At 34.1% G+C, this 16,614-nt stretch carries 16 protein-coding genes; all 16 read left to right on the top strand.

The features are described 5' to 3' along the window. Positions 1-29: 29 nt before the first annotated feature. The 16 genes from N4T20_RS02815 to aroA all read left to right on the top strand — a co-directional run bounded on the left by N4T20_RS02815 (position 30) and on the right by aroA (position 16,497). Positions 30-407, top strand: a complete 378-nt coding sequence (locus N4T20_RS02815) for a hypothetical protein (RefSeq protein WP_260671612.1) — start codon at positions 30-32, stop codon at positions 405-407. A gap of 195 nt (positions 408-602) precedes the next feature. Continuing rightward, entirely contained in the window at positions 603-827 is a 225-nt protein-coding gene (locus tag N4T20_RS02810; protein ID WP_260671611.1) for a hypothetical protein, read from the top strand. A gap of 179 nt (positions 828-1,006) precedes the next feature. Then, positions 1,007-2,404: a DUF1800 domain-containing protein gene (locus N4T20_RS02805; protein WP_260671610.1), complete on the top strand. Its 1,398-nt coding sequence runs from the start codon at positions 1,007-1,009 to the stop codon at positions 2,402-2,404. A gap of 11 nt (positions 2,405-2,415) precedes the next feature. Further along, the gene (locus tag N4T20_RS02800) at positions 2,416-3,579 is read left to right on the top strand and encodes a DUF1501 domain-containing protein (RefSeq protein WP_260671609.1); all 1,164 of its coding nucleotides are present in this window, start codon (positions 2,416-2,418) and stop codon (positions 3,577-3,579) included. A 57-nt stretch (positions 3,580-3,636) separates the two neighbouring features. Beyond that, complete coding sequence (locus N4T20_RS02795; protein WP_260671608.1) at positions 3,637-3,843, top strand: addiction module protein; 207 nt, start codon at positions 3,637-3,639, stop codon at positions 3,841-3,843. A 1-nt stretch (position 3,844) separates the two neighbouring features. Beyond that, on the top strand, positions 3,845-4,144 hold the full coding sequence (locus N4T20_RS02790; protein ID WP_260671607.1) for a type II toxin-antitoxin system RelE/ParE family toxin: 300 nt from the start codon (positions 3,845-3,847) through the stop codon (positions 4,142-4,144). A 416-nt stretch (positions 4,145-4,560) separates the two neighbouring features. Next, positions 4,561-5,388: a prephenate dehydratase gene (locus N4T20_RS02785; RefSeq protein WP_260671606.1), complete on the top strand. Its 828-nt coding sequence runs from the start codon at positions 4,561-4,563 to the stop codon at positions 5,386-5,388. Between the two features lie 178 nt (positions 5,389-5,566). Next, positions 5,567-6,712, top strand: a complete 1,146-nt coding sequence (locus N4T20_RS02780) for a pyridoxal phosphate-dependent aminotransferase (RefSeq protein ID WP_260671605.1) — start codon at positions 5,567-5,569, stop codon at positions 6,710-6,712. Between the two features lie 92 nt (positions 6,713-6,804). Continuing rightward, positions 6,805-7,665 (top strand): prephenate dehydrogenase, encoded by an 861-nt coding sequence (locus N4T20_RS02775; protein WP_260671604.1) that lies wholly within the window; start codon positions 6,805-6,807, stop codon positions 7,663-7,665. 11 nt (positions 7,666-7,676) lie between these two features. After that, positions 7,677-8,759, top strand: a complete 1,083-nt coding sequence (locus N4T20_RS02770) for a bifunctional 3-deoxy-7-phosphoheptulonate synthase/chorismate mutase type II (protein ID WP_260671603.1) — start codon at positions 7,677-7,679, stop codon at positions 8,757-8,759. A gap of 257 nt (positions 8,760-9,016) precedes the next feature. Beyond that, complete coding sequence (gene rsgA, locus N4T20_RS02765; RefSeq protein ID WP_260671602.1) at positions 9,017-9,994, top strand: ribosome small subunit-dependent GTPase A; 978 nt, start codon at positions 9,017-9,019, stop codon at positions 9,992-9,994. A gap of 141 nt (positions 9,995-10,135) precedes the next feature. Continuing rightward, a complete protein-coding gene (dtd, locus tag N4T20_RS02760) occupies positions 10,136-10,588 on the top strand; it encodes a D-aminoacyl-tRNA deacylase (protein ID WP_260671601.1) in 453 nt (150 codons plus the stop codon). 64 nt (positions 10,589-10,652) lie between these two features. Beyond that, positions 10,653-12,560: a DUF3857 domain-containing protein gene (locus N4T20_RS02755; protein WP_260671600.1), complete on the top strand. Its 1,908-nt coding sequence runs from the start codon at positions 10,653-10,655 to the stop codon at positions 12,558-12,560. 34 nt (positions 12,561-12,594) lie between these two features. Then, complete coding sequence (locus N4T20_RS02750; protein ID WP_260671599.1) at positions 12,595-14,610, top strand: DUF3857 domain-containing protein; 2,016 nt, start codon at positions 12,595-12,597, stop codon at positions 14,608-14,610. 196 nt (positions 14,611-14,806) lie between these two features. Further along, the gene (locus N4T20_RS02745; RefSeq protein ID WP_012022600.1) at positions 14,807-15,133 is read left to right on the top strand and encodes a nucleotide pyrophosphohydrolase; all 327 of its coding nucleotides are present in this window, start codon (positions 14,807-14,809) and stop codon (positions 15,131-15,133) included. Between the two features lie 134 nt (positions 15,134-15,267). After that, positions 15,268-16,497 carry a 3-phosphoshikimate 1-carboxyvinyltransferase gene (gene aroA, locus N4T20_RS02740; RefSeq protein WP_260671598.1) on the top strand — a complete coding sequence of 410 codons (1,230 nt, stop codon included), beginning with the start codon at positions 15,268-15,270 and terminating at the stop codon, positions 16,495-16,497. The last annotated feature ends 117 nt before the right edge of the window (positions 16,498-16,614 follow it).

The following is a 16,614-nucleotide window of genomic DNA, read 5'->3' as shown; positions in this document are numbered from 1 at the left end:
ATTTGTTATTCAATATGTGATAAGTTATTATGAATAAAACTCTAATCTTAGTTCTCTTTTTAGTTAATTCTGTCTTTGCTCAGAAGAGAGATGTTGTTTATAGGATTGCCTATGATTCTTATCCTACAGTTGGGTATTTTTATGGAGTAAGTGTCTTGTATTTGCGAGATGATTATAGCTATAGACTTTCAGATCAAAAGTATAATTCTAGAAAGATGGCTAGAAAAAATGTATTAAGGAGCTCTATTGATGAATACGGTAAATGGAAAATGTCTGGAGATACTTTATTGCTTTATGATAATAATAGGCAACAAATGAAGTTTGTCAAAGTCAATAATAAAAAAATAGCTTTTTTAATTGATGATATTGAAAGATCTGGTCATTGCTGGAAAAAAGTAAAATATTGATATTTGGAATGGATTTAAATATTATTGAGTACAAAAAAGAATATTATGAATTAGATCATGATTTTATTGTAATTCCATGTATTGAAATTAGGTCTTTATAAACAAAAAGACCAGGAATTAAGAGATTGTAAATACATTTTATATGTTAATCAAAAAAGGAGTTTGTAGATTGATTTTTAATATTTAATTAAAGATATGACAAAAGTAATTTTAGAAAGTTGGAGAGAAGGACTTCAAAAAATATCTCTTAGTAAATTGCAGAATGAAAAGTTAGGAATGTCATTGATGGATTCGAAAAAAAATGTAGATATGCTTTTAGATAATCATAGTATTGTTTTTGAAATTGAAGACGAAATTATTGCTCAAGAATTTTTAGTTGAAGCAAATAGACTCGGTGTAAATTGTAAAATTCTCGAATAGACAGAATGGATTAAATAAAATCATAATTTTAAAAACGACACTATCCCCAAAAAATCCTCGTTCTAAATATTACCAAAGACTTTTAAAACTTAGCGCCTCAGAATCTTAGCGACTTAGCATCTTTTAAATTAAACCTTTAGAAGAAACAAAAGTCTTATTCATAAATAATTCCTGTAATTATGAAAAAAAGCAGTCTTTGGTCCTTACGATTAGGTTTCTCAGGAAAAGAAGCCGATGAAATCGAGAAATTAGGAATTGAAAAATTTCTTAAAAAATCTTATGCTTCAAAGGTTGATAAACAACTCCCCGCTTTTTTAGAAGACGATCCTAAAACTTTAATCGAACTTAAAGAGCTAAAAGAATCCATAAAAAATGCTGATTCAGAAGCCAAGAAAAAAGTTCTCAAAAGAGAAGTGTATTCGGCTATTGAATTCAGGAAATGGTGGATTGATAAAATGCGGACAGATGAATTTCCGCTGCGAGAAAACATGGTCTGTTTTTGGCACAATCACTTCGTATCGACTACGCAAAAAGTAAAAGTCAATTACTGGATTTATCAGCACAATATGATTTTGCGCGAAAATGCTTTTGGCAATTTTAAGGATTTGACCAAGCAAATTCTAAAATCGAATGCAATGATTAAATACTTGGATAATGTCGATAATAAAAAAGGCAAATTCAACGAAAATCTAAGTCGAGAATTACTGGAATTATTTACAATCGGGATCGGAAATTATTCTGAAAGCGATATTAAGAACGGTGCTAGGGCTTTGGCCGGATTAAATTATGGCGATGATGGCGCAGTTTACAGGAAATTTGCCGAAGACAATACCGATAAAACGTACTTCGGGAAAACCGGAAACTGGAAAGCAGATGATTTGGTAGATATTATTTTTGAACAGAAAAACATCCCGTACCTCATTACCCGTAAAATTCTGAAATGGTTTGTGTATGATAATCCGCCTGAAGATTTGGTGGTTCGCTATGGAGATTACTTTCGAAAGAAAAACTTCGAAATTGAACCTCTGCTGACCAAAATTTTCACAGAAGAATATGCTAAAGAAAATGCTGGAAACAAAATCAAAGATCCGTTGGTTTACCTTATTCAGCTAATTGATGAATTGGAAATCAAAGATTTTGACAATGCTATGATAGCACTTTTTCTAAGACAGCAGGGAATGGATTTGTACAATCAGGTGAATGTAAAGGGCTGGGATGGAGGGAATTCTTGGCTGACATCGCAGATTTATCTCCAGAGAAACAATACAGCCGATTTATTATGCAGTGGAAAAAGCCTGAATCGAAAGGTTTTGAAAACGATGATGGATGGAGTTGAAAAAGAAAAATCGGAATACGAAAAAGTTGCCGTAAAAGTAGCTTTTGATTCAGATGGAAATAATAAAACCATTATTTCAGAATTGTCAGATCGATTGTTGTTTAACGTCAGTGATTCTGCTCAAAAAGATATGGAAAACCTTTTGAAGTACGATTTTGATCCCAAAGATCCGCATGCCGATTTTGCTGTAGCCAGACTTTTTAATTACATCACAAAACTTCCAGAGTATCAATTAATTTAAAAACAGTAATCATGAACAGAAGAAATTTTCTAACACTGACAGGAACTTTTACAGGCGGATTACTGGTGCTTCCTGATTTTTTGCACGCTTTTGGTTCTCAAAACAATTTGGTCGTGGGAGAGCAATGCATTGTTTTTGTACAGCTGAATGGTGGAAACGACGGGCTGAATACTTTTATTCCCTATGATGATCCTTTATATTATGATTTGCGAACGAAGATTGCTTTAAATAAAGATTTGGTTGTCGGAAAAAATAAAGGAATGGCATTTCATCCTTCGTTAAAAGATTTTGCTCAAATGCAGCAAAACGGAGATTTAACTGTAATTCAGAATGTCGGTTATCCAGAACCCATCCGTTCGCATTTTAGAAGTCAAGAAATTTGGCAGACGGCAACCGATTCTAATAAATATGTAAATGAAGGCTGGATCGGAAGATTTCTCGATTTGCAATGCAACGGACATCAGGCAACAGCAGGAATAAATTTAGATTCGATCGATAATCTAGCTTTAAAAGGCGTTGAACCAAATTTTATAACCGTAAAAGACCCAGATCGATTTAAAGTAAAATCTAAGGAAGAAGATGTGACTTTGTCTAAAAATCCGCATTTAGATTTTGTTCGAAAAATTGCCAATTCAGTTACTGAAGGTTCAGATGAAATCCAGAAAGCTTTGGCAAAATCCAAAACAGAAATCAGTTATCCTAAAACTGAATTGTCTAAAAATTTAGAATGGATTGCGAGATTAATAAAAGGAAACCTAAATTCAAAAGTCTATTACACATCCTTAAACGGATTTGATACGCACGACAATCAGCTTTCAATTCACGAGCGAAAACTAACCGATTTAAACGACGCACTTTATAGTTTTTATTCCGATTTAAAACAATCGCAATTATTGCAGAATGTCACAATCGTAGTTTTCTCAGAATTTGGACGAAGAGTAAAAGACAACGGCAACGGAACCGATCACGGAACCGCAGCCCCAATGTTTATAATCGGAGGGAATAATAAAGGAAACATTTTAGGTAAAAATCCAAATCTAGCAGACTTAGATAACGGCGATTTAAAATATGAAATTGATTTTAGAAGCGTCTACGCCTCTTTGCTAAAAGAAAAAATGAATTTCGATTATGCTAAAATTGGGATTACGAATAGACCGGTTTCTGGTTTGTTCTGAATTAAATAATTACTGGCTAAATTTGCTTAAATTTGTATTCAACTTAATAATAAAAAAATGCAAATCAAAAATTTATCTAAATATAGCAATGCTGAAAAAATTGTTTTGGCAGAGCAGTTATGGGACAGTGTTTCTAAAAATGATTTAGAAATTTCTGATGAAGTAAAAAAAGAATTAGATATTCGCATACAAAATTTAGAAGAAGGAAAAACTGAACTATATTCTTGGGAAGAAGTTAAAGCTCATTTAAAATCTTTAAGATAAAGTGTATAAACTTCGTTTTGTAAAAGAAGCATTATTTGATATTGAAGATATTGTTTTATGGTATGAAGAACAACGAATTGGTCTTTCATATGATTTTGAACTTTGTTTAGAAGCAGGAATAGATGCAATCTCACGAAATCCAAATGCTTTCCAAAAGAAATATAAAAATGTAAAAATTCTATTTATTTCAAGATTTCCTTATGGAATTCATTATAGATTCGAAAAAGAGGAAATAATTGTTCTCGGGATTTTTCATTCTTCTCGTTCTCCGAAAAATTGGTCTAAAAGATTAGGTTTGTGAATTAAATTTGAATTATTAACTACAATGATTAACGCTAATTTGTGAATTCGTGGCGAAAAAACCTTAAAATCTTAGCAGCTTAGAACCTTAAAATCTAAAAATTGCCATTGTATATATCTCATTTTAAGCTGATTTTTTTATATTATCTTACAAAACCTGCTAAATTTGTTAAGAAATCCTTTTTTGTTTCATAAAATGCAATCTTTTTTTTGGTGCACTAAAAATAATTTATACATTCGCAAAGAATTTAAAACAAAACACAAACAAAATGGCAAGTAACCGTTTTTATTTTAGCAACAATTTTTATTTCTTCTTTAGTAGAAGTCAGGATTGTGCTATGGTTATTTGAGAAAAATTTTAAGACAAATAAAACTAATATACAATCCTGATGCAAATCAGGATTTTTTTTTGACTATATGACAACGAAAATTGCAATACAAGGTATTAAAGGATCATTTCATCATCAGGTCGTAAAGGAGTATTTCTCTGAAAATGTGGATATTGATGAATGTTTATCTTTTGAAGAATTGATCGACAGCCTTATTGCCGGAAAATCTGATCAGGCTGTTATGGCGATTGAGAACTCGATTGCAGGGCCGATTATTCCGAATTATGCATTGATTGACAAGAATAATCTACACATAATTGGAGAACATTATTTAAATATTCAGCAGAATTTAATGGCTTTAAAAGGTCAGAAAATTGAAGATATCAGAGAAGTTCACTCGCACCCGATGGCACTTTTGCAATGCATGGATTTCTTGAAACAATATCCAAACATCAAATTGGTTGAGGATAAAGATACGGCCGAAACAGCAAGAAGAATTCAAGAAAAACAATTGACTGGAATTGCAGCAATTGCGAGTGAAACGGCAGCTGAAATGTATGATCTTGATATTATTGCATCATCGATTCAAACGATTAAAAATAATATGACGCGTTTTGTGATTATTAAAAAACAGAATTCATTTCTGCCAGAAAGCGAAATCAACAGAGCCTCTGTGAAATTTGAATTAGATCATAAAAGAGGAAGCTTAGCGGCGGTTTTGAATGTAATGAGCGACTGCAAACTGAATTTGACAAAAATCCAGTCGCTTCCAAAAATTGAAACGCCTTGGAAATATTCATTCTTCGTAGATGTAACATTCGAGAAGTACGAAGATTTTGCAAAAGCGAAAGTGTTGTTAAACATTATGGCAGAATATTTTAAAGTGTTGGGAGAATATAAAAATACGAAGCCTTAAAAAGGGAAAATCCAATTGTCAGGCTGAGCGGAGTCGAAGCCCCACTCCAATTGGAAAGCCCTTCTCCCGAAAACTCGGGACCAAATTCCAATTGTCAGGCTGAGCGGAGTCGAAGCCCACAAAGTTAGAAAGATTAAAAAAGCGTAAAGCTTATAGCCTAAAGCAAAAAATAAAAAAAATGATTACAACAGCAAAACGATTAGACACAGTTGAAGAATACTACTTCTCATCAAAACTAAGAGAAGTTCGTCAGTTGATGTCTGAAGGAAAACCGATCATCAATATGGGAATTGGAAGCCCTGATTTGAGTCCGTCTAAAGCAGTAATTGAAGCAGTCGCTGCAGCAATTCAAGACGAAAATGGGCATGGCTATCAAAGCTATCAGGGATTGCCAGAAATGAGACAGGCGATGGCCGATTTTTATCGTGATCAATTTGGTGTTGAAGTGAATCCAAATAATGAGATTTTGCCTCTTATGGGTTCAAAAGAAGGAATTATGCACATTTCGTTAGCATTTTTAAATGAAGGCGATCACGTTTTGATTCCGAATCCAGGTTATCCAACTTATACTTCGGTAACCAATTTGGTTCAGGCAGTTCCGATTTATTATGATTTGAAAGAAGAAAATGGGTGGGAACCAGATTTTGAAGCTCTTGAAAAATTAGACCTTTCGAAAGTAAAAATTATGTGGCTTGGCTATCCGCATATGCCGACAGGAGCGAGAGGAAGTTTAGCGTTATTTGAAAAATTGGTGGCTTTTGCTAAAAAACACAACATATTATTAATCAACGACAATCCATATAGTTTTGTTTTGAATGATAATCCGATGAGTTTATTGCAGGTTGAAGGAGCAAAAGAGGTGGCTTTAGAATTGAATTCATTAAGTAAAACATTCAATATGGCAGGCTGGAGAGTCGGAATGGTTTTAGGAAATCCTGAAATTATCGATGCGGTTCTAAAAGTAAAAAGCAACATGGACAGCGGTATGTATTACGGAATTCAGAAAGGTGCAATCGCCGCTTTAAAATGTGATAAATCCTGGTTCGAAGACCAAAACAAAATTTACAGACGCCGTAGAGAATTAACGGAGAAATTAGCTGAAAAGCTTAATTGTAAAGTGTATAAAGAAGGAGTTGGGCTTTTTGTCTGGGCAAAACTTCCAGAAGGAATCGAATCAGCAGAGAAGTTCATTGACGAAATATTATATGAGAAACATATCTTCATCACTCCGGGAACAATCTTCGGAAGCAACGGTGAAGGTTATATCAGATTCTCATTGTGTGTAAAAGAAGAAAAAGTACAGGAAGCTATTGACCGATTTTAGAAGTCATTGCGAGGGACGAAGCAATCTCAGTTGCTGAGTCAATTGTTAGTGTGATTGCTTCGTTCCTCGCAATGACAAAACAGAAAAAAATTATGAAAGTATACGTAATAGGAATAGGATTAATAGGGGGTTCGATGGTATTAGACATCAAAGGACGTTATCCTGATGCGACTATTTTGGGAATCGACAATAGCGAAAAGCATTTGCAGGAAGCAATTGATCTCGGAGTTATTGACGAAGCGGGAAGCTTTGAAGATTTACAAAAGGCCGATTTTGTAATCGTTTCGGTTCCAGTCGATGTAGCGTTGACGGTTTTGCCTAAAGTTTTGGATGCGGTAGGAGATAAAACAATTGTTTTTGAAGTAGGATCTACTAAAAAACCGATTTGCGAAGCAGTAGCCAACCATCCAAAAAGAAGAAATTTTATTGCCACGCACCCAATTGCAGGAACAGAATTTTCTGGACCATCGGCTGCAATAAGAGGTTTGTTTCAGGGAAAAACAAACATTATATGCGAGGTCGAAAAGACTGCTTTTAAATTACAGGAAAAAGCATTGAATCTTTTTACTTCAATCGGGATGAGGATTCGATATATGGATCCGACTTCTCACGATAAACACATTGCTTACGTTTCGCATTTATCGCACATTAGTTCGTTTATGCTAGGAAAAACAGTAATGAACAAGGAAAAGGACGAGCAGGATATTTTTGATATGGCGGGAAGCGGATTTGAAAGTACCGTTCGTTTAGCAAAAAGTTCGCCAGCAATGTGGACACCGATTTTTAAGCAAAACAAAGAATACGTTCTGGAAACATTAGAAGAATATATTTCAAATCTCAGTCGGTTTAGGGATTTGTTGAAAGAAGAAGATTATAATGCCATTTTTCATGAAATGGAAAGCACAAATAAAATTAAGGAAATACTAAACGGATTAACAACAACTAAAAAGTAAATTAGAATAAAATGGAAAATAAAAAAGAAATGAGAAAGTGGTTAGAAGATTTCAATTTAAATCATCCACTTGTGATAGCTGGACCTTGTAGTGCAGAAACGGAAGATCAGGTTTTGAAAATTGCTCACGAATTAAAAGATTCAAAAGTAAGCGTATTCAGAGCTGGAATCTGGAAACCAAGAACGCGTCCGGGAGGATTTGAAGGTGTTGGTGAAATTGGTTTGAAATGGTTGCAAAAAGCAAAAGCTGAAACTGGTTTGTTAATGGGAACTGAAGTTGCAACTGCAGCTCACTGTAAACTGGCTTTAGAACACGATATCGACGTATTATGGGTTGGTGCACGTACAACGGCAAACCCTTTCGCAGTTCAGGAAATTGCTGATACTTTAAAAGGAACTGATAAAATCGTTTTGGTTAAAAACCCTGTAAACCCAGATTTAGCTTTATGGTTAGGTGGTGTTGAGCGTTTACACATGGCAGGAATCGAGAAGTTAGGAGTTATCCACAGAGGTTTCTCTACTTACGAAAAAACAAAATACAGAAACATTCCAGAATGGCAGATTGCTATCGAATTGCAAAACAAATTCCCTGATTTACCATTAATCATCGATCCATCTCATATTACAGGAGATCGTAAAATGATTTTCGAAGTGACTCAAGAGGCGTTAGATTTGAACTACGATGGTATGATTATCGAAACGCACATCGATCCGGACAACGCTTGGTCTGATGCTGCTCAACAAGTTACTCCTGATGCTTTGAAACAAATCATTAAAGATTTGACTATCAGAAAAACAGATGATACTACAGATGAGTACAGCCAAAAAATGAAAAAACTAAGAGCTAACATCGACGTTTTGGATGGTAACTTATTAGAATTGTTAGGAAAACGTATGAAAGTGGCTGACGAAATTGGTCAGGTGAAAAAAGATGCAAACGTGGCGATTCTTCAAAACAACCGTTGGAACGAAATTTTAGGGAAAATGATTTTGGAAGGTGAGAAAAAAGGTCTTACTGAAGAGTTTGTTTTGAGAATGTTCAAAGCAATTCACCAAGAAAGTATTGGTCACCAGGAGAAAATTTTCAACGCATAATTTTCTTTAAATCCTATAAGTGATATAAGATAATTTTAGTTTTTTAAACTTTGTTTTTAAATTTTCTTATAGCGCAGCATTAAAAATAGATTGTTTTTTAAAAATCTCCATCGCTTTTTTAAGAAGTGGTGGGGATTTTTTTTTGATTTTAAATGCCGAAATCAATGGGTTTCAATTGTAAAACAGTAATTTTGTGCTTTAATATTTTTTAGTTTTAAGCGCAATCTAAAATCTAAAATCTAAAATCTATAATTTGAATGACAGGAACCGTTTATAAATCTACAGGAAGCTGGTATACCGTAAAATCTGAAAAAGGAGATTTTGTGGAATGCCGTATGAAAGGGAAATTTAGAATTAAAGGTATAAAAAGTACAAACCCAATTGCTGTAGGCGATATTGTTGATTATGAATTGGAGGAAACTTCAGATGCTGTAACGGGAACCATTCATAATATTCACGAAAGAAAAAATTATATCGTTCGTAAATCGGTTAACTTGTCTAAACAGATTCATATTATTGCTTCCAATATTGATCAGGTTTTTCTATTGATTACAATTGATAATCCGCCGACAACGACAAGTTTTATCGACCGTTTTCTGGTTACAGCCGAAGCTTACGGAATTGAAGCGATTCTTGTTTTTAATAAAATAGATACTTTAACAGAACAAACTTTAGACGATCAGCTTTATTTACAGCATATTTATCAGGAAATAGGGTATAAATGTCTCCGAATTTCATCTACAGAAAATAAAGGAATTGACAAGCTGAAAGAAATGATGATCGGAAAAGTAAGTATGTTTTCTGGACATTCCGGCGTGGGAAAATCAACTTTGGTAAATGCTTTAGAACCAAGCCTTCATTTAAAAACTTCCGTAATTTCGGAGCAAAGCAAACAAGGGCAGCATACTACGACTTTTGCCGAAATGTATGATTTGTCTTTTGATGCGAGAATCATCGATACACCAGGAATCAAAGGTTTCGGAATCGTAGACATGGAACCAACAGAAATCACCGATTACTTTCCCGAGTTTTTCAGATTGAAAGATCAATGCAAATTCAATAATTGTCTGCATAAAGAGGAACCGCATTGTGCCATAAAAGCAGCTTTAGAAAAAGACGAAATTGCTTGGTCGAGATACAATAGCTACCTTAAAATCCTCGAAGGCGACGAAGAACATTATCGTACGGATACGTATGGGGAAGATCGCGCTGCGAGTGATGAAACGAGGAAATAAATAAATTCCAATTTTTATCCCGAAGCCTCGGGACCAAATTCCAACCCAATTGTATTGTAGAGATGCACTGCAGTGCATCTAACGGTAGCATCTAAAATCTGTCTAATTCGTGTAATCCGTGTCTAAAAATAAAAGTAAAAAATGAAAGTTGTTATTCAAAGAGTTTCAGAAGCATCCGTAACAGTTGAGGGTCAAAAAACGGCCGATATTCAAAAAGGATTATTGGTTTTAGTCGGAATAGAAGATGCCGATATTCAGGAAGACATTGACTGGCTTGCTGGAAAAATCATTAAAATGAGAATCTTTGGAGACGAAAATGATGTCATGAACTGCTCGGTTCAAGATATTGATGGAGATATTATTGTTGTAAGTCAGTTTACACTTCATGCATCAACCAAAAAAGGAAATCGCCCTTCTTATATAAAAGCAGCCAAACCAGACTTTGCTATTCCGATGTATGAGAATTTTGTTCAAGCCATAGAAAAAGAGTTTGGGAAGAAGGTTCAAACCGGAATTTTTGGCGCAGATATGAAAGTCAGTCTCTTAAATGACGGACCTGTTACAATCATTATGGATAGCAAAAACAGGGAGTAAAATATTATTAAACATTTGTTAAGGATTTCCGAAAATAATATATATTTGACGAAAATCCCTACTAATGAAAAACCTTTTTTGCGCGTTATTTTTTATATTATTTACTGCTGGTTCTTTTGCTCAAAAGAACGATTATTCTACCCTCAAAATTTCTGACAGTCTTAAAGAAAATGCTAATGCTGTTGTTCGATTAGACCAGATGGATATTGTCATTGCTTCGCAAAGAAGTATGAATATTAAAACTCAAAGAGTTGTCTCTGTATTAAATGAAAAAGGCTTAAAAGATATTGATGCCTTTAGCCATTATGATAAAACAACTTCGATAAAGAATATTGAAGCTATCGTTTATGATGCTTTTGGAAATGAAATAAAAAAGATCAAAAGAAAAGATTTTAAAGATCAGAGTGCTGTGAGCGGTAGCACCCTTTTTTCGGATAATCGAGTACTTTATTTAGATTACACGCCAATTTCATATCCATTTACAATTGCGTTTACTTGCGAAACTGAAACTTCAAATACGGCTTTTATACCGAAATGGTATTTTATTGGCGATTACAACTTAAGCGTAGAAAAATGCATTTTGAATGTTACTTTCCCAAAAGGATTGGGCTTTAAGAAGAAAGAGTTCCGATTTGATAATTTCAACATAAAAAAAACAGCCGATACAGATACCGGTTTAAGTTACGTTGCGACAAATATCGTTGCGCAAAAACACGAAGACCTGAGTCCTCCTCCTCCTGATCTTTTTCCTAAAGTTATGATGGGATTAGAAAACTTCCACTTAGAAGGTGTTGATGGAAATGCTACTACTTGGGAAGCATTTGGGAAATGGTATGGAGATAAAATTTTGACAGGGACTACGGTTTTGCCAGAAGAAACTAAAGCAAAAATAAAAGCTCTTGTGGGAGATGAAAAAGATCCTGTAAAAAAAGCCAAAATTATTTACGATTATGTGCAGAAAAAATCTAGATACGTAAATATTGCCGTTGGTATCGGCGGTTGGAAGCCTATGCTGGCTAATGATGTCGATCGGTTAGGATATGGAGATTGCAAAGCATTGTCCAATTATACAAAAGCACTTTTGCAAATTGTAGACGTTCCGTCATACAATACTATTTTATATGGAGATCGCTATAAAGAAGATATTCAGTCTGATTTTGTTTCGATGCAAGGCAACCACATGATTCTTGCAATTCCTAATAAAGACAATTACATCTGGCTAGAATGCACAAGTCAGGATGATCCGTTTGGATATCAGGGAACTTTTACTGACGATCGCGATGTCTTGGTTGTAAAGCCAGAAGGAGGCGAGATTGTCCGCACTAAAATCTATGAAGATAGAGGAAACACTCAAGACGCTAAGGGAGTCTACACAATAGATGGTGCTGGAAATTTTTCGGGCGCATTGAAGATTGCTTCGCAAGGAAGCCAGTATGCTGCTAAATCGCGTGTTGAGTTTATGCAGCCAAACGAAAAAGAAGAGCACTACAAAGACTACTGGGATAATATCAATAACTTAAAATTGGGCAAAATTACTTTTGCCAACGATAAAGAGAACATTCGTTTTACTGAAGATGTTCAGTTAAGCGCTTTAAATTATGGAACCATTTCGGGCAATAAAATGATTTTTGTAGTTGATGCTTTTAATCAGTATACAGGAAATGTAAAACGAATGCGAAACCGCAAAAATCCTTTTCAAATTCAGCGCGGTTATCTCGATACAGACGAAATTGAGATTAATCTTCCAGAAGGTTTCACTATAGAATTTCTGCCTGCAAATTATGAACTAAAAGGGAAATTTGGAGAATACAAAACAGAAATCATCAAAAAAGACAATAATAAGCTAACCTATAAAAGATCCATGTTTGTAAACAAAGGAAAATATTCTAACAAAGAATATGACGAGTACCGCCTGTTTATGGAACAAGTTTCGAGAAACGATAATGCCAAAATAATATTGACCAAGAACTAACCTTTATAAACCCAAAATAAATCAAAAATTACCAATGAAAATTATTAAACTATCACTACTGTTTGTGATTTTATTAATCACTCCCAAAGCAGTTTCACAGGAGTTCAAATTAGGAAAAGTGTCTATTGCAGAATTAGAACAAAAGTCGCATCCAAAAGATTCGACGGCCGTGGCAGCTATTTTGTATAAAAGAGGGACAGCAAGAGTTGAATATGATCCTAATGATGGTTTTGTCACATTCACTAATGTGGAAACTAGAATTAAAATCTATAAAAAAGAAGGATACGATTGGGCCAACCAAGCAGTATGGTATCAAAATAACAGTAATTTAAAAGAAAAAGTATTTTTTGAGGATGCCGTTACTTATAATTTAGTGAATGGTAAAATTGAGAAAACAAAGCTGAAAAGTGACGGCGTTTTTGATGAAGTCTTGAGTAAATTTGTAGGTCAGAAGAAAATGACAATGCCAAATGTAAAAGAAGGGTCTGTAATAGAGTTTCGATATACTATAAAATGTCCGAATCCTAGAATTATCAGAGAATGGGCTTTTCAATCCAGCATTCCTGTAAATTATTCTGAATTCTCAACTTATATTCCTGAATATTATGTTTTTAATTCAAGACAAAAAGGGTATGTTTTTCCAAAAGTTACCACAGTAAAAAATCCAAAATCGATAACTTTTAATGTTAAAGAAAGAAACTTTGGGCCAGGTTCTGCACCTACTTCTTTTTCAACAGAGAAACATGATTATATGGAAAATCAAACCACTTTTATTGCTGTAGATTTACCGGCAATGAAAGATGAAGCTTATGTAAATAATATCGAAAACTATATGTCAGCGGTTTCTCATGAGCTATCATTAACAAAGTTTCCAAATTCTCCAATGAAAGAATATTCTTCAGATTGGAATTCTGTTGTAAGAACAATTTATGAATACGACGATTTTGGCCCTGAATTAAATAAAACTGGCTATTTTGAAGAAGATTTGAAAAAGCTGCTTGCAGACACTAAAACACCTGAGGAAAAAATTTGGGCTATTTTTAATCATGTAAAAACAAACATGAAATGGAACAGTTACACAGGTTATTCCTGCGACAACGGCGTAAAAAAAGCGTATAAAGAAAAAACAGGCAACATTGCAGATATTAATCTAATGCTTACTGCAATGCTGCGTTATTCAGGATTGACAGCAAATCCAGTTTTAGTAAGTACGCGTTCAAACGGAATTGCTCTTTTTCCAAACAGAACGGCATTTAATTATGTAATTGCTGCAGTTGAAACGCCAAACGGAAATATTTTATTAGATGCAACTGACAAATATTCGGTTCCAAATATTTTACCGCTAAGAGTTTTAAACTGGTCAGGAAGATTGATCAGAAAAGACGGGTCATCGCAAGAAATTAATTTAATGCCAGAAAAAACTTCAGCCGATAATGTTTTTATGAATTACAGTATTGACAGCACTGGAAAAATTACGGGTAAAACAAGAAGACAGTGCGTTGATTATAATGCAATGATCACACGAAGCAATATCGAAAGCTTAAAAGAAGAAGAATATTTAGAAAAACTGGAAAACCAAAATAATAAAATAGAAATTAGCGAGTACTCCAAAACGAATGAAAAAGATCTGCTTCTTCCTATTATAGAAACGTATTCTTTTACAGGAAATAATCTTTGCGAGCTGATTGGCGATAAAATATACGTAAGCCCGATGCTGTTTTTTACCAACGATAAAAACCCTTTTAAACAAGAAGTGCGAGAATATCCAGTTGATTTTAGCTATCCTTTTGCAGATAAGTATAATATCACGATTAAAATCCCAGAAGGGTTTGCAGTTGAAACATTGCCAGCTCCTGCTGCAATGACAATGGAAGAGAATCTTGGCGCTTTTAAATTTAATATCGTAGCCAATGGAGATACTTTACAATTGTCTATTTTGCATCAGATAAATGAAGCGATTGTTTCTGCTGAGAAATATGATATGCTAAAAGAATATTATAAGCTGATGGTTGCAAAACAAACAGAGAAAATCGTTTTAAAGCGTATTTAATATCATGTCGAGATTTTTCTCTCTTCATTGCTTTTTCTGGAGCGCAATAACAATTCAAAAACAAAATTCAAATTGGCAGCCAAAAAGAAATCAACAATAGTATTTTTGCAGCTGAGGAGTACGGAACGATAAAAGAGTTTTCTCAGAAAATGATCGTAAGCCAAAATGAAAAATAAATATTAAAAAGATATAGAAGATGGATTTGAAAAATGCACAATTGGATGTTGATACTTGGATAAAAGAGCACGGTGTTCGCTATTTTAACGAATTGACCAATATGGCGCAGCTGACTGAAGAAGTTGGTGAAGTTGCCAGAATTATTGCGCGCCGTTACGGAGAACAGTCTGAAAAAGAAAGCGATAAAAACAAAGACTTAGGAGAAGAATTGGCAGATGTTGTTTTTGTGGTGCTTTGTCTGGCCAATCAGACCGGAATTGATTTGCAGGCTGCTTTCGATAAAAAAATGGATCTAAAATCGGTTAGAGATAAAGATCGTCACAAAAACAATGATAAATTGAAATAATTGTGAAATATCACTCATAAGTTTTGAATTATGAGTTTTGAATTTTGAATTATGAATGGGGAGTGGTAAATTGCAGGGCTGAATTATGTTTCTAATCATTCATAATTCAAAATTCACAACTTACAATTAAAAAAATGAATTTAAAATTAAGCACGAATTCAATATTTACTATTGATGATTCGCAACTAAATATCACTGGATCTAAAAGTGAAACCAATCGTTTATTGCTATTAAAGGCATTATTCCCAAATATTACTCTAGCCAACACTTCTAACTCAGACGATAGCGAAGTAATGCAGAAAGCTTTAGCGGGAAATGATGAAATTGTAGACATACATCACGCAGGAACAGCAATGCGTTTTTTGACTGCTTATTTTTCGGTTAACGAAGGCAGAGAAGTAGTTTTGACCGGTTCTAGCAGAATGCAGGAACGCCCGATTAAGATTTTGGTTGAGGCTCTGGCACAGTTGGGAGTTGAGATTTCATACGAAAAACAGGAAGGATATCCACCAATTCGAATTAAAGGAAAAAAAGTTACCGCTTCAAAAGTAACTTTAGCGGCAAATGTGAGCAGCCAATATATTTCGGCGCTTTTATTGGTGGCTTCAAAATTAGACAATGGTTTAGAACTTACTTTAGAAGGAGAAATCACTTCGATTCCATATATCAAAATGACTTTAGCTTTGCTTAATGATCTTGATATAAAAACCAGTTTTGAAGGAAACGTAATCAAAGTTTTTCCTAAGGAAGCAGTAGAATCAAAAGAAATGGTCGTAGAATCCGATTGGAGTTCTGCCTCCTATTTCTTCAGTCTTGTAGCGCTATCAGATGCGGCAAAAATTACGCTAAGCAGCTACAAAGAAAACAGTCTTCAGGGAGATTCTGAGCTAGTTTCTCTTTATGAAAAAATGGGTGTGAAAACAACTTTCCAAAACAATAAAATGACCTTGGAAAAAGTTTCTGGATTTAACTATCAAGATGTAAATTTCGAATTAAATAATACTCCAGATATTGCTCAGACTATTGTAGTAACTTGTTTAGGTCTCGGAATTGGATGCCACTTAACAGGTCTTCATACTTTAAAAATAAAAGAAACAGACCGTTTGGAAGCACTTAAAACTGAGCTGACCAAATTGGGCGCGAATATTTCAGTAACCAATGACAGCTTGACTTTAGTGAAGTCTGATGATATAAAACATGATATTCATGTTGCAACCTACAATGATCACCGTATGGCAATGGCATTTGCTCCATTGGCTATCAAAGTGCCAATCATTATTGATGATGCAGAAGTAGTTTCTAAATCGTATCCAGATTTTTGGAACGATTTGAAAGCTTTAAATTTTCAAATTTCAGAACTGTAAAATTTTTTGAACCATATAAGTGATATAAGGTCATTTAAATAAAGGCTTAAAGTAAAGCTTAATCAATTGAGCCTCTGGTTTTAACCAGAGGTTTTTTTATGCGTATCTAAAAGCAAA

This window comes from Flavobacterium sp. TR2 (assembly GCF_025252405.1).
Lineage (GTDB): Bacteria > Bacteroidota > Bacteroidia > Flavobacteriales > Flavobacteriaceae > Flavobacterium.
Note: the sequence above shows the minus strand (reverse complement) of the source record. Positions and strands in the feature narration are given on the sequence as shown.